Origin of the sequence: Tychonema sp. LEGE 06208, assembly GCF_015207505.1 — a bacterium.
Lineage (GTDB): Bacteria > Cyanobacteriota > Cyanobacteriia > Cyanobacteriales > Microcoleaceae > Microcoleus.
The window spans coordinates 1-14,983 of the sequence record NZ_JADEWT010000011.1; the positions used below are offsets into that span (position 1 = coordinate 1).

General features: G+C 44.9%; 13 protein-coding genes. 5 read left to right on the forward strand and 8 right to left on the reverse strand.

The features are described 5' to 3' along the window. The 5 genes from IQ263_RS04715 to IQ263_RS04730 form a co-directional block, all read right to left on the reverse strand. Nucleotides 1–118, reverse strand: a 118-nt coding sequence (locus IQ263_RS04715; protein WP_194066405.1) for an IS630 transposase-related protein, incomplete at its 3' end; no start/stop codon positions are given. 71 nt (nucleotides 119–189) lie between these two features. Next, nucleotides 190–1,869: a GAF domain-containing protein gene (locus IQ263_RS04720; RefSeq protein WP_194066406.1), complete on the reverse strand. Its 1,680-nt coding sequence runs from the start codon at nucleotides 1,867–1,869 to the stop codon at nucleotides 190–192. Between the two features lie 660 nt (nucleotides 1,870–2,529). Then, the gene (locus IQ263_RS28180; protein ID WP_228049792.1) at nucleotides 2,530–2,862 is read right to left on the reverse strand and encodes a hypothetical protein; all 333 of its coding nucleotides are present in this window, start codon (nucleotides 2,860–2,862) and stop codon (nucleotides 2,530–2,532) included. 23 nt (nucleotides 2,863–2,885) lie between these two features. Next, entirely contained in the window at nucleotides 2,886–4,160 is a 1,275-nt protein-coding gene (locus IQ263_RS04725) for a DHH family phosphoesterase (protein WP_194066407.1), read from the reverse strand. Nucleotides 4,161–4,603: 443 nt separating this feature from the next. Next, on the reverse strand, nucleotides 4,604–5,101 hold the full coding sequence (locus IQ263_RS04730) for an HNH endonuclease (RefSeq protein ID WP_194008207.1): 498 nt from the start codon (nucleotides 5,099–5,101) through the stop codon (nucleotides 4,604–4,606). A 365-nt stretch (nucleotides 5,102–5,466) separates the two neighbouring features. Between IQ263_RS04730 and IQ263_RS04735 the strand changes: the two genes are divergently transcribed. Continuing rightward, nucleotides 5,467–5,931 carry a COP23 domain-containing protein gene (locus tag IQ263_RS04735; protein ID WP_194008208.1) on the forward strand — a complete coding sequence of 155 codons (465 nt, stop codon included), beginning with the start codon at nucleotides 5,467–5,469 and terminating at the stop codon, nucleotides 5,929–5,931. 560 nt (nucleotides 5,932–6,491) lie between these two features. Here IQ263_RS04735 and IQ263_RS04740 read toward each other — a convergent pair. Further along, entirely contained in the window at nucleotides 6,492–9,215 is a 2,724-nt protein-coding gene (locus IQ263_RS04740; RefSeq protein ID WP_194066408.1) for an AAA-like domain-containing protein, read from the reverse strand. Nucleotides 9,216–9,464: 249 nt separating this feature from the next. Here IQ263_RS04740 and IQ263_RS04745 point away from each other — a divergent pair, with 249 nt between their 5' ends. Beyond that, nucleotides 9,465–10,274 (forward strand): 5-formyltetrahydrofolate cyclo-ligase, encoded by an 810-nt coding sequence (locus IQ263_RS04745; RefSeq protein WP_194066409.1) that lies wholly within the window; start codon nucleotides 9,465–9,467, stop codon nucleotides 10,272–10,274. A gap of 48 nt (nucleotides 10,275–10,322) precedes the next feature. Then, nucleotides 10,323–10,841: an O-acetyl-ADP-ribose deacetylase gene (locus IQ263_RS04750; protein ID WP_194066410.1), complete on the forward strand. Its 519-nt coding sequence runs from the start codon at nucleotides 10,323–10,325 to the stop codon at nucleotides 10,839–10,841. 155 nt (nucleotides 10,842–10,996) lie between these two features. On the opposite strand, the gene IQ263_RS04755 is transcribed toward IQ263_RS04750, so the two are convergent. Further along, entirely contained in the window at nucleotides 10,997–11,596 is a 600-nt protein-coding gene (locus IQ263_RS04755; RefSeq protein WP_194066411.1) for a Uma2 family endonuclease, read from the reverse strand. A 467-nt stretch (nucleotides 11,597–12,063) separates the two neighbouring features. Then, complete coding sequence (locus IQ263_RS04760) at nucleotides 12,064–13,923, reverse strand: AAA-like domain-containing protein (RefSeq protein ID WP_194066412.1); 1,860 nt, start codon at nucleotides 13,921–13,923, stop codon at nucleotides 12,064–12,066. A 364-nt stretch (nucleotides 13,924–14,287) separates the two neighbouring features. On the opposite strand from IQ263_RS04760, the gene IQ263_RS04765 reads away from it, so the two are divergent. Then, entirely contained in the window at nucleotides 14,288–14,461 is a 174-nt protein-coding gene (locus IQ263_RS04765) for a hypothetical protein (RefSeq protein ID WP_194066413.1), read from the forward strand. 31 nt (nucleotides 14,462–14,492) lie between these two features. Further along, on the forward strand, nucleotides 14,493–14,873 hold the full coding sequence (locus IQ263_RS04770; protein WP_194066414.1) for a hypothetical protein: 381 nt from the start codon (nucleotides 14,493–14,495) through the stop codon (nucleotides 14,871–14,873). Nucleotides 14,874–14,983 lie beyond the last annotated feature (110 nt).

The following is a 14,983-nucleotide window of genomic DNA, read 5'->3' on the forward strand; positions in this document are numbered from 1 at the left end:
CCAGCCACCGATATATCGTTGCCCTTCCTACCTTAAAAAGTCCGGCAGCTTGAGCGATACGACCGCCATTTTCTACATAATCCACTACTCTTTTTCTCAAATCAATACTGTAAGACATTTTCCTAGCAGCTTCACTATTTTTATTCATTTTACCTCATTTTTAAATAGTCTCATACTTATTTGAAATGACTATAGTTGGACTTGTCCCCTGCCTTCGATATAGCGGATCGAACCATTGACACCCAAGACTCTGAGCCGCAATCGATAGGGTTCTCCGTGACTGAGGGATCGTAGAACTAGCTGGTGTAGCTGTTCGGCGCTTTCGGGATGGTAAAGCTGTAGGTTTTCTTCATAGGTAGGTTCCCCCAGGGCCCTGTTGCGTCCCACAATCTCGAATAGTTGGGGAGACCAGGTAATTTTACTCGTAATTACGTCCCATTCCCAGTTACCGATCTGGGCAACCCGCTGGGCTTCTGACAACCGGGCTTCACTCTGTTGCAGGGCTGTTTCCGTCTGCTGGCGGTCGGTAATGTCCTTTTCGTTTACGAGCCACATCGGGTTGCCTGTTACCGGGTCGTTGCTACATCGCACGTCCATCTCGTGCCACCGAATTCCCGCCAGAGTAATCACTTGAGCCTCAGCACTAAAGACCTCACCGGACTTGAGAACTGCCATTGCTCGCTCTCCTACCTGATCGTCAACAAAGCGGCTCACAAAAGCATTGTCTGTGTTTCCATAACAGCGCAAGGCCGCCTGGTTTTGCAGCAGCAGCAAGCCTTCTAGGCTGTACAGGGAAACCATCAGCGTGGTGTGGCGGAGTGCTTCGATCGATCGCAGAGTTTCCGGCTCAATTCGATCGACGGTTTCGATCGTACCCTGCACCAGCATTGCCAAACGCCCGCCGTCAATCCTGATGCCAGAGCACCGACAGCCGACAGAAACAGGCTCACCGGCGGGGTTAAACGTCCACCGCTCGGACAAGGTTTGGCCTTGCTCAAACTGCTGCAGATAGCTCTGCAAGCGAACCCGAGTAGACTCTGACACATCGCTAAAGTTGCGGCTCGTGAGTTCTTGCCGCGTCGCAGCATTCCACAGGTACAAGGATGCTTGGTTTGCCCACCGCATTTGCCAATGCTCAATATCAAATATCCAGATCGGGTTTTGCAACAAGTCAAAGGCTCTGAGGTGGATAATATCGCCGCTCAGGGAACAGGCACTGTCTGGTTCCAGGCTATTTTGACGGTTGACTCTTTCTATATTGGTGACAGTTTGAGCCGGTGCTGTTTCGAGTTGTGGCGGTTGATTTGGCAGCACCGGGTGGTGAGATTCCAGTTGCCGCATCCTCAAGCTGAGCTGCACTGCAACGTGTTGCAGGATCTGAATGTCGAGAGGTTCCCACTGACGCGGACTTCGGCATTGATGAGCAATCAACAGTCCCCACAGCTTCGGAGATTGCTGCTGTTTGCCATCTAGCAAAATTGGTACAACTAAATTTGCCTGCACTTGGAGGCGATCGAGCAATTCGATATGACAAGCTGGAATATGACCGCTGTTAATATCAGCAATGCTGCTGGTTTGTCCCTGGCTGTAACCCTTTAGCCAGGTTGTTTCAAAGCAAGGGTCATCAATCAGTTGTCCCAGCATGGGCGGCCACTCGCCACCAACGGATTCAGCCAATACTGCACTATCTCCATGCGGTAGGAAGCGATAAATAATTACGCGATCGGTTTGCAGCAGCACCCTAGTTTCTGCTACCGCACATTGCAAAATGCTCTCCCGATCCCCGAACTCGTTGATTTGAATTACAATTTCTGAAAGTTTTTCTAGGATTTTCTCTAACGACCAAGAGAAAGTCTGTTTTGTAGACATCTCCGTGTTCCTTTTTTTTAGCTATTTATTACTATTCTACCCCGCAACAAATAAATATAATATTTTTTTAAATTCTCATAATCTGTTGTTAGGATTATCAAAAAAAATACTTAATTTGTATTTTGAAAGCGAGAACACTACAAATCTTAGTTTTTTAAACTTAGCAAATCATCTAAATTTTTCTAGATTTATTTTGCTTTTTTACGGCGTTTATTTTCTAATTCCGAGCGGAATTTTTCTGCGCCAAATATAACGAATTATGATTAACTTAGTGAATTTATCAGCAAATTGAAAAAAGTTAACCCTGTAGAAGTGTTATGATTGAAGAATCATATCGTGAATTTTAGTAAGCTAGAGCCAACTAAATTTTTCCCAACTCCTGGTTTTTCACGAAAATACTTTGTTGCATCCTTTGACAATAGTTAAAATACCCGGTTTGTTTGGTGTGTATTTTTGGGAAATGGGATAAAATCTATGGCGTTGCTTAATCAGGGTATGAAAAAAATCAGTTGAAAATCCTCCAGCTTTGTCGATACTGGTTTCTATGACTGGCATATTTAGGATTTCATCTCAAATCCGGTAGTATCGGAATTATGAGTGCGATCGTCCAAATAGATTATTCCGATGCTACCGTCCATTACCTCATATCAAATCCTGTCTTCATCGGAATAGTAAATTCACTGTTGACTGTTGACTGTTGACTGTTGACTGTTGACTGTTAACAGTTAACATCATGAGGAGTGCAACCGGAATTGAGATCGTACCGTAAATCAGCAACGCCGATATTACTTCGTTCAAACTGACAGAGGTGTGCTGGATTTGATTTCCAACCCTCAATAAGAGTGAAAAAACCCGGTTGAGGAGATTTGAAATGGGGGGAGGACTGACGATTAAGTTGAGAGTTTGCGCTTCGGTAGAAAAAAATATGGCAAAACCTGGTAGCAACCGGAGGTCGAACCCCGCATCGCATTCCCCGGCTATTGCTGGAATCAAGGCCGTGCCTAGAAACTCCAAAGTTAATGATCGTAAATCGGATTCTCTTTAGGACTAACTAAATCTAGCAAATTTTGCTTTATCTGAGCATCAAATACTTCCCATTTCATCCTTGCATAATCGCTATCCTCATTTCCGCCAGAAAGAAATCCCACCGGAATTTCAAAGCCTCCAGCTTGACTTCTACCACCGCCAAAAAAGCGTCCTTCAGCATTTTTTCCGAAGGCTTCTTTAATGAATTCGTCCGGGTCGAGAGTCAGTTTATTCGTTCGCAGCGAGCCAATTACTACTTCAATTTCTTCGTCTTTGTCGTGAACAATTGCATAGACGACGGCTGTGTGTACGTTCTCTTCGGTCATTAAAAAGTCTGCGGCTTGGGGAATAGAATCCCGATCGTCATAGCGGAGGTAGCCGATGCCGGCGATCGAAAAATTGTTCTGGACGATGCGGTGTTTGAGCGATCGCTCGATCGCATCCATCACCCATTTAGAACGAGACGACTGCAACACCGCATTCAACAACTGCGAGTCATAAAAACGGCTCAAATAAGCAGCAGCTAAAAACTCTTCCTCCTGAGCTTGTCTGAGGGCATTCGTATCCGATCGCAAACCGTGCATCAAAGCCGTAGCGCACTTGACGTGCTGGCTGATACTGCTGTCAAAAGCTAACATTCCCGCCTGCAAATACTCCGTAAAAATCGTGGCTGTAGCGCGGATTTCCGGGCGCAAATCCGTAAACTCTGCGTTCATTTCCCCCTGCAAACTGTGGTGGTCGATCACTGCTGCGATCGGAATTCCCGCCCCTAAAATAAACTCAGTTAAGTTACAAGTAGTGCCTTGGTTATCGATAAAAACGCACCCCTTATAAGCCGATAAATTCTTACTTTTTGCCGTTTCCAACGTCCAGCGCTGCAACGGCAACCCTGTTAATTTGACTAAGGCAATATTTTCTTGGTGGCTGAGAGTGCCGGCGTAGAGAATCTCGCATTGGATATCGTATTTTTCGGCGATTAATTTGTAAGTCCAAGCACTTGAAAGCGCGTCGGGGTCTGGAAAATCTTGCAGCAAAATTAACTGGCGACTGCCTTTGTTGCGATCGAACATTTGGCGCAATTGCTCGACTTTACGAGCGTGCAATTCCTCGCGGAGACTGGCGCGATTTTCTTCGGAAGCAACTTCAGCTTTGCTGCGCCGTTTCTGGGGCTCACTCGCTGCGGGTACAGCCTCGCCGATGGGGTCAACCTCACCTTCGCGGTTGCTAGATGTTTCATCTGAATTAGTAGGCGGGCGGTCTTTCATTGTTAAAGTTTAACCATTTAATTAATTTAGGACTTACGGAGGAGCGGCCAAAAACCGGGTTTTTGGAGAAAATTATGCCCTACAGTCTATAGATTAGGCAAAAACCCGGTTTCTTTAATAGTCCTAGACCCAAAAAACCGGTTTCTCAGAAAAATTGTCGATCGAGCCGAGAGATACTTGATGCAAAAACCTGGTTTTTGACACCGCGTGCGTCCCGGACTGTAATTCTCTCAGAACTTGCGCGCCAAAAGCCCTTAAACCCGGTTTTTTTGTAGGTGCTTCGTTATCAAAGCCAATATTTCTGATGAAAAACCCGATTTAAAAGCGTAAGTTCTCTATTATTTAACTTTTAACTTTAAACGATCGCGCGCGCGCGCTGACCGGCGCATCCCTACAACTCAAAACTTCTGCAAAAAACCCCCGCGCTTTCGCTGACAGGGGTGTTAAAGGCCAATTACATATTTTTGCCATTCTTTGTGCATACCGCTCTTAACTTGTTTCGTCACTTCAAAATAAAGACCGCTGTGAGGTTTCCTCGGTGGATAGCGCAGCAGCATTCCCGATTCTTTCGGGGTGCGACTGCCTTTATTCACGTTGCAGCGCATACAAGCCGTGACGAGGTTTTCCCAACTGTCGCCTCCTCCGCGCGATCGAGGAATCACGTGATCCAGCGTCAAACCGTCTCCGGTATAACCGCAGTATTGACAAGAGTGCGCGTCCCGGTGCAAGATGTTCCGGCGGGTAAGCGGAATTTCCTTATAGGGAACTCGGACGTAATGCCTCAGTCGGATCACAGTTGGTAGCGGGAAGTTTGGCGCAATAAATTTCCCGTTATGTTCTACCTGTTCTGCTTTTCCTTTCAACAACAAAATTACCGCCCTTCGCCAATTGGTGATGTTGAGCGGTTCGTAGGATGCGTTGAGCACTAGAACATTGCCCATTGTTGATTATTAAAGAGAATATTTTTACTGATGCTAACACAGGTTGCAGATTAGGGGGGGCGAGAGCGATCTGGGCAAGGCTTAACAAAAAACGGTGAAAAACCGCACCTTTACCCTATAGCTTCGCACCTGCGCCCTTTGTGGCTGCACTTATTTTCTGCCCTCGATGTCTGTCGGCGAGCATTTTTCGGTAAATTTTGACCCTGATGAGACAAGTATGGGCGATCCTCTCCGAGGGCTTCGCTAACGGGCAAACTTTACAGAATAATTTTTATTTTTTCCCTAAATGCCTAATCTTCCCGGCAAGAAGCAGTCTAATTTTTTAGAGTATTAGTAACCATAAATGAAAAAGCTTATTACCGCCCATGAAATTTCGGCTTTTAAAGTCAGCTTTTAGCGCGTCAATTATTGCCCTGGCAGTTCCGATGTTAGGAAACTGTCCAGCCTTTGCCCAAACCCCCTCATTTTTCTGCGGCGCTGCGGGCGGGCGCCCGGCCACAATTGCTGTGCAACAAGGCAAAAATATTCCCGTTATTCTGTGGGTTGCCGATAACTATTTCAATGAATCAGGAGAAGACGCAATTACTCGCTGCACCAGAGTCTCGGGAATTCTCAACAATTCGCAACCCCAAGGAAACTGGGACAATCTTGTCACAGCAGGTGCATCTCCTAGCGGTCAACTAATTATTTGTGCAGCTAATCCTCAAGACGGTTCCTGTAGATTATTATATCAAGTGCCAAAAGGGCAAAATTCCGAACAAGCCCGACAAGAACTTTTAAGAAGAGTTAAAAATCCGAATGTAAGTGTTTCGCCTGTTAAGGTAAATTGATAGTCATTAGTCATTAGTCATTAGTTATTGGTTATTGGTTAGTTGTTATTGGTTATTGGTTAGTTGTTAGTTGTTATTGGTTATTGGTTATTGGTTATTGGCTACGAATTTCCAATCCCTCCGCTTCGCTCCGCCCAATTCTCAATTCCCAATAACAACTAACAAATAAAAACTAACAACTAACAACTAACAGCTAACAGCTAACAGTCAACAGTCATTAGTCATTAGTCATTTGCTCGTTACCAAGCTCTGCCTGGTAATGCAGATGCTTTGGCTCTGCCTCCTTAAGAATATGGGTTCGTAATGCGGACTTCAGTCCGAAAATTAAGAGTGCACTTTAGTCCGCACTACGAACCTTACTTATTACGATATAGCGGTTATCAAAAAAGTGAGATATGCCCAATGCCCAATCCCTCCGCTTCGCGCTCGCCCTGCGCGGGCCAATCCCTCCGCTTCGCTGGGCCCAATGCCCTATGCCCTATGCCCTGTTTGCCCTATGCCGCATAGTACCTCATCTTTCTGAGACTCGGCTATATATCGACATTGCCGTGTGTGTATTCTCAATAATTTGATTGCTTGCAGATAGTTGAAACCCTTCTGAAATACTCCGGTTTACTACCAAGAAAATTGCAACTTTGCTTCAGCAATTCTGCCAACCCTTCAACCTGTCTCAGCCAGACAGTGCCGTTGCTTCCAGCTACAGCAATTTGCTTGCCGTCTCGACTCCAACCAACACTAACAACATTCTCCTCAAACTCAAATTGAGCAACCTGTCGCCCCGCTAAATTCCACAGCCGCACCGTCTTGTCAATTCCCACAGTAGCCAGCTTTTCTCCGTCTGGACTAAAACTGATTGATTTAGCATCAAAATGCAAGGTTTGAAATTCATTCATTAATTCTTTTTCTGACAAATTCCACAGCCCGACTTTGCCGTTAAATGTTACTGTAGCAAAGCGATACTGCTGTTGAGCCGGACTGAAGCTGATACCGATTGCCTGCACCGGCAGTATTTTTTCCAGTTGTCCTGACAAATTCCAAATTCGCACTGTAGATTTACCGTCTAAAGTCGTGACAAAATCTCCTTTAGGGCTAAAATTAACGCTTCTTACTAAGCCGTTATGACCGGGAAGTTTGACAATGGATGATATTACTTTAGGCTGTTTTGATAACAGCAAAATTGCCGCACTACTGTCGATTCCTGCCGCAGATAAAAACTTTGCATCGGGACTAAAACTGATGCTGGTAACTGAGCCTTTAATTGCTTGAAAACTCGAAATATTTTTACCTGATAAGTTCCAAAATTTAACTGTGCCGTCCTTTCCTGCCGTTGCTAAAAACTTGCCATCCGGGCTAAAGCTTATCATATTAACTGACTGCTGCAAAGCTTTCCATTCAGCAATTTTAGACCCGGAAAAGTTCCAAATCCGAACTTTATCGTCTATACCTGCGGTTGCTAAAATTTGTCTGTCAGGGCTAAAACTGACGCTGGTAACTGCACCTGCATGAGCTTGCCACTTCATCAAGTGCGGAAGTGATGATGCTTTTATCTGCTGTTTTTTGCTGATTTTATCGAGAATTATTTGTAATGCTAGCAGCGGCCTTGTGGCTGGATATTGTTCTAAATTTGGTTTATTATTAACCAGGGTTTTTAATTTTTCTCCCGAGGCGATCGCCCTGAGTAACGCTTCTGATAAAGCTTGGCTGTTATCTGTCTTTTGAGATACCGCTAATAGCAAAGCATCGCTGCCATTTTGTTCGATTTCAATACTTGCTTGTGCGAGTTTAAAACGCTGGTAAGCGAGAGTTGAAAAGCCGATCGCCCCAATTAACGAGGCTGCGAGTACCGCGGAACCGATGCCGATCCACTGTTGCGCTTTGTGCTTGGCTGCATCAGCTTCTATCAAAGCTGTTTCGGCATCGCGCGCAGCTTTTTTGGTTTCTAGTGTAGCTGCAAGCAGCAGTTGATTTTGGTCGCTCAAAATCATTTTTTGGCTGGCTGTCAAAAACTGGAAATCTTCGTTTCTCAAGCTTTTATCGGCGGCCCAAACTAATGCTGACTGCAAATTATCCCCGCGCAACAGTTGGGAATTATCCTCGCAGTTTGAATTCAGCCAGACTTTGATAGCTTCGGAATAAGGCGATAGTTTTTCTAACTTTTTGGCGATTAAGTTTTTGTTAAATACAGCTTGATAAATAGGATTGGAAATTGTTAATTTTTCCCGGCGCTTGACGATTAATCCGGTTAAGCGCAATTCCATTTGTTCGGCACTGCGATCGGGAACAATGTCAACTTGCTGCAAAATTTGCTGGTACAATCCGAGTCTTCTGATAATGCGTTGGTTTTCTTTGAAAAGCCGATCGCGAATTGTGGACAAATGTTCGGGCACATCCTGAGATTCCCAATTATCCACGATTTTCAAGCGCACCACTTCCTCAACCCAAGCTTGAGGATTTTGAATGCGATCTTGCTCTCCCCCTTGACAAGCGGGAGGTGCATTTTCAAACAGAAGTTTGCACAGCTTTTGAGTGAGGAAGGGTTGCCCGCCAGTCCAATACAATACTTCTTTCAAAACTTCCCCAGATTGGTCTGTAAGCTCGGCCAACCCCGCTGCTAGCGGTTGCGCTTCTGTTTCGTCAAAACCCGTTAGTTCGATCGCCCTACCGATATTAAAAGGGGTGCTGCTGCTGAGATTTTTGTCGCGGCACAAATCCGCTGGCGATGCTACGCCCAACAGTGCCCACGTCAGGCGATCGAATTCTGGATTGTTGGCGCGCTTGTTGTAGCACGATCGAATTAACGCCAAAAAATCATCGGCGGGAAAATCCAAGGCGAGAATGCTGTCGATTTCGTCAATAAAAATGACAATATTGCTGGAAATATTGGCTAAAAGTACAGTTTCGATGAATTCGCTCAATCTTTGAACCGGACTTAAAAAATTGCGATCGCGCCACCAAGTCCGCACGTTGACAACATCCGACAGATTAAAGTTATTTTCCAGAATGCGGAGTAACCCAGCATACCACTGTTCGGGAGTCACGCTGCGGTTGCCAATTTCCGAAATGTCGATCGCAGCACAAGCAATTCCTTCATCTCTCAGCCGTTGAATTGTCCGCACTTGCAAGCTAGATTTTCCCATTTGTCGCGAATTCAAAACATAGCAAAATTCCCCCGCTTTCAATCCATTATAGAAGTCGTCATCTGCTTGGCGCTTGACGTAATTGGGAGCGTTAGTGCCGAGACTGCCGCCGACTTGATAGTAACTGGGCTTTGTGGTAAAATCCATAAAATAACAAGATTACGGCTTCGATTATTCGGTGGTTGAAACCGCTCCTAGTCAAACGAAGTCCGCCTGCGCGGACTGAAGAAATGAGGCGGTATTAAAGTTTTAATTTTGTATGATACATTGTACCACAATAAAGATTATTCGGCGGTTGAAACCGCAGCTTGTCAAACGAAGTCCGCCTGCGCGGACTGAAGAAATGAGGCGGTATTAAAGTTTAATTTTGTATAACATATTGTACCACAAAACAGCATGAAAACTGATTGGATTGGATATCACCAGAACAAAGATTTATTAAGAAATGAAGTTTGGTCTTTGCTGAAACAGCAAGCCGCATCTATTGGCGATTGCTTTGGTCATATTCCCAACTTTGTTAATGCTGACATGGCGGCAGAAAAATTAGCAACCTTACCAATTTGGCAACAAGCAAAAACGATTAAGTGCAATCCAGATGCGGCACAAATTCCGGTGCGAATGCGCGCTTTGCAAGATGGAAAACGCTTGTATGTGGCTGTACCGCGCTTGACAGACGATCGCTGTTTTGTTGAGTTGACTGCTGCGGATTTGCAGAGACAAAATGTATCTATTGCCGAAAGTGCGTTAGCGTTAGCGAAGCGATCCGAAGGAAAGCCCGCCCCTGCGGGGGCTGCGCCAACGAAGAGGATCGCCCACAAAGCACTTGCTTGCGGCAAATTGGTAAGTTTTGCAGAAATGGAACCAATTGATTTAGTAATAGTCGGCTGTGTAGCGGCGGGGCGCAGCGGTGGAAGAACCGGAAAAGGTGCAGGATTTGCCGATTTGGAATTGGCTATGTTGAAGGAATTCGGGTTAGTACAAATCGATACGCCAATTGTAACAACAGTGCATCCTTTGCAAGTAGTCGCAGATTCGCGCTTGCCAATGCAGCCTCACGATTGGCCGCTGAATTGGATTGTTACTGCTGGTGAGGTAATTGAGACTAATACAAGTTATCCGCGTCCGACAGGGTTAAACTGGGATAGTATACGGCCGGAACAGTTGGCACAAATTCCAATTTTGCGAAAGTTGAGAGAGCAAGACTAGATAACGAGTTCCTGTGCTAAAATTGTCTAAATTTTACTATTGTAGAATATGAAAGTTATTTTGGGCGACATCACAAAACTCGAAGTTGATGCGATCGTGAATGCTGCAAATAGCAGCTTACTTGGTGGTGGTGGAGTAGATGGAGCAATACACAGAGCAGCAGGATCGGAACTTTTTGATGAATGCCGATTACTTGGAGGATGTAAGACTGGAGATGCTAAACTAACTAAGGGATATAAATTGCCTGCACGCTTCGTCATCCACGCAGTAGGGCCAGTATGGCGGAAGGGTAATGATGGAGAACCGGAACTCTTAGCCGAGTGTTACCGTAAGTGTATGCAAATTGCCGCAGAACGAGAGTTTGAGAGTTTGGCATTTCCTTGCATTAGCACCGGCATTTACAGCTTTCCTAAAGCTCTAGCAGGTGAGATTGCAGTGAAGGTATGCTCGGAATATATACAAAATAATGGTGGTTCTCAACAAGTAATTTTTTGCTGTTTCGATCGAGAAAATTATGAAATCTATGAGAGGATTCTATCTAAATACAACCCTAAAAAACCTCTCTAAAACTTCATCTAACGCACCCTACAAGTTTAGGATTGATCTCAAATCCGTTGCTATCGGAATTATTCATCTCTCTCTCTTCTCTGACTCTGCGGCCTCTGCGGCCTCTGCGGTTCAATCATTCAAAAACAACCGTAAACAATATTACTCATTTTATCTTAAGGTAAAAGAGAATTCACAGCGATCGCCCCAATTTCTATTCCTTCAATAATAATCGGTATAACAGCCGATCGCCCGAAATCTAACCTTTGACTGTAATCTGGCTGCTCAACTTCAACAAGAGGTTGAGAGTACACCTCAACCAGTCCTTCCACAAGATTCACAATCCAATAAATTGCAATTCCAGCGCGGGCATAAATCCGTTTTTTTACAGTTCGATCGCGCTGAAGCGTCGTATCTGATACTTCAATAATCAGGGCAATATCTTCAGCCCCCGGATGCCGATCGAGATATTGTCGCGTATCCCCTCGGACAACCACTATATCAGGTTCGGGTTCGCTGTTGGATAGCGTGATCGGTTCTTGGGAATCGACATACCAACCAGGGGGTAAAATATTCTCTAAAGCTGTTCTGACAAGACGAGTTGTGACTCGATGCGGTGGATTTTTGGGCATTTTGAAAACCAGCCAACCTTCCAGCAATTCTACAGAGTCATCATCCGTGAGAATGCCAGCTTGAATTATCGCATGATACTGCTCGATGCTCAAGCGCAAAATCAGATCGTTCGGAATTGCTGCAACACTTTCGACGGGCGGCATAACTGTATGGGCGAGTTGATTATTGTCTTATTTTACCGTTTTTTTAACGAACCGCGAAGGCGCTTTAGGCGAAGCCGCGCGTCAGCGCTAGGACGCGAAGTAAGAAAGAAGAAGAAGAAGATAATTTCATAATAAGTAAGTCGGTGGGGAAAAACACAACTGTGTTAAGAAAGATAAATGAGGCTCAAACCCCAATCCCTCCTGCATTCTGTCTCCTGACTCCTGCCTCATCCCAACTACAAATATTTACGCCTTTCTACTTACATCTACTTTGTGGTGATTACGCGCCATGCAATGAAAGCTGTAAAAGCTAAATAACCAAACACAGTTATCCAATCCAGCCAATTATCGGAATTTATCAAAAAAATATCGTTCACGGGCAGTGTTCACCTGATTATTAATTAGTTCCTCTCTGGTGGAACGAGAGTTTGTAGAGTAGCGATTTCAACCATAGATCGCTCTATATTTTACCCGATCGCGCTTAAGTGCGATCGAAAATATTGGCGGTACAGTTCATTCCTCGGCACGCACTCGTTACCCTGCAACTTCACCAACCCCAAACTATCCAATTTAAACGCCTGCATCGACTTTAATTGAACGGGAATGTCCGCCGCTGCAATCTCTCTCATTCCTTCCGCTAACTCTGGATATTCTTCTAAATTCCACAATTGGCGGCGCAGGTGGTCGCTATAAATTCCCGCATCGCTGGTAGCAGTTTCTTTTAATTCATCAAGCGTCAAATCCGATCGCGAAATGTGATATAATGCAACTCGCACTAAATACGGATGTCCGCCGACAATTGCCATCAATTCCTCAACTTCTGCATCCGACCAATTTAAATTGTGACGCGCGGCTAAATCTTGGATTTGCAGGTGGTTAAATTCCGGTAAATCTACGGGCAGTCCCACGTTAAAAGGCGATTGATTGATGTTCATCGGAATGTAAACTTCGGTAGAATGAACTACAATTAATCGCAGTTTTTTCCAGATGTCGCGCCGTTTTGATTCTTCGTGCCACGCCCGCAGCAATCCTAAAAAGTCTTCGGCAATATCTGGATATTGGAAAACGCGATCGATCTCGTCTAATCCTAAAATTAAAGGACTGTCGATTTGCGGCAAGATATATTTTTCAAAGTAATCTTTGCAGTTGACTTTGCTGCCAAAAATCTCGTCCCAATAATCGTCTAATTGATTGGCTAAGTGCAACTCGCGCCCAACGTAGGCGCAAAACCATTTTAAGAATTGATCTAAATCGGCGAATACGGCTTTATCTACTAACTGAAAAGTTAGTGGCACTGTGCAATAACCTTGAAGGCTTCCGTGATGCAAAATTTTTGCCATCAAGGAAGTTTTTCCCATTTGTCTGGGTGCTTTGATTCTAATTAACGCGCTGGGCTGTACAATAGTTTGATAGCAGCGTTCTTCGATGGGCTGGCGTTCTACATAAAATTGAGAGGCGACATCTACTTGTCCTCCCGGTAATTCCGGTTCGGCGACTGGTTGGGGTATTTCGTCGCTGCTAATTTCTAATACTTGGTTTTGCGTTAAATCTTCCGCTTCTTCTGGGACTGGTGCGGGAGTTTCTGCTAGCAAATTTAGCACTTCTTCGATAATAATTGGTGTGTCGGCGGTGGTTTTCCATTCCCTTTGTTTGATGCGGTACAGATAGCCCCGCAAGTCGTGGTTTAAAGGCGCGTTTAGCGGGAAACCGACGCGGATGGGGAGAATTATCGGTTTTTTGTCAGGGCGGGCATCTTGCAGTTCTTTTGCTTGCTGAACTTGATATGTTAGTATTTCGCTTTGGCTGACTGTTGGTGGCAGTAGCAACACCAAGTAATCGCATTCTTTGAGGAAGAAGTTAATGCGATCGAACCAATTATCTCCCAATCTAATGTTATTTTCGGCTGTGAAAACTGTATGACCGATCGCACTTAATGCCGTTTCCAACTGTTTTCCCAACTCGCGATCGGGTTCGGCGCTGCGATAGCTGACAAATACTTTAACACTGCTGGCGGTTTCCCCCGCCGCAGCTAAATTGTCCGACTCGCCGAGACCTTCGGCATCGTCTAGTTTAGCCGATCGGTGGTCGTCATTCGTCAGAGTTAGATCGAAAGCCGCGAACAACTGACGAATTTTACTTAAATCTGCACCTTCTCTACCCTGCTTAATTTTGCTGACTGTATCGATACCGACGCCAGATTCAGCCTCGATTTCCGTCAGAGTACCTCTAATGTTATATCGGTCAGACCATTCTTGGAGCGTTTCGTTAAGTTTCTTTAAGCCTGACGCTGTGAGAATGCGACCGCGAGATCGTTTTGACTTGAGCACTTCGCTTGCACTGAAAAGGGAACAAATTTAAAAAGTTTAAGGTCTTAAGTTCCTATTTTAGCCGATTTTGAGCCAGATAGTCAGCTAGCCGGAATTTAAGGAATTTTACTGCGGGAGGTTTTTTGGGCGATCGATTCTTCAAACTCCATCCTGATAACGGCTTCAACCTTTGAATGTATTTGAAAACCAGAAACTTTTCTTAACTCCCCAATCTCCCCCGCCCGGAATCACTGAATTTTTTAGAGTAGATACATCAAAACCCAAGGGTGCCGCAGAAACAAACTGTCTGATTCGCGTCAAATATCTTCTGTGACACACCCTACACTAGCAGAATCGATCCGTCAGGCCAAAAAGGAGCATCAAAATGACTAAAATCTTACACAGACTGGCAATGGCCGCTTTAGGAACCGCTGCAATTTTCACAATTAATACACTTAATAATTTAACAGAAGTATCCGCCGCTGGTAAATTCGACCAACCCGAAACTCATCAAAACAACGTTTTTCCACTTGCTGTTCCCCCTCTGTTCCACAAATAAAAACATTCATTAATTTAATTAAGGAGAAATTATGAAGTCTACACTTTGTTCGCCGCAACCTACCGCTACACAATCTAACTTGGTTGATGCTGAGGCGATCGATGCCTGCACTGCTTTAGCGTGGATTGAATTGATAGCGTTAGATGACAGCACTCTCACCGGGGATGATTGGCTGGTTCTGTGCGATGATATAGATAGCGGGGAAATCTATCGCGGCTGGTTTCTGTGGCACGACCGCGAAGTTAGCGGTAATTGGGAAGCTTACGATCATTTGAGCGATCGCCGCAAGGTTGCTAAAGGCAAAGTTTTTCTCAAAGCTGCGATCGACTCGATCGAAGATGCTAGAAACCAATCGATTTTAGATTTGGTAATTGCCGAAACCGCAAATCGACGCAGATCGACGCTTTCTTAACGCAGATAATTTCTCGATTGTTGTCGATTTTTGTCAAAATGTCTGTTCAGTGCGGGCAAGGGAATATTCTCAAACAAAATAATAAACTTTACGGTTGCGGGCAAGAGTTG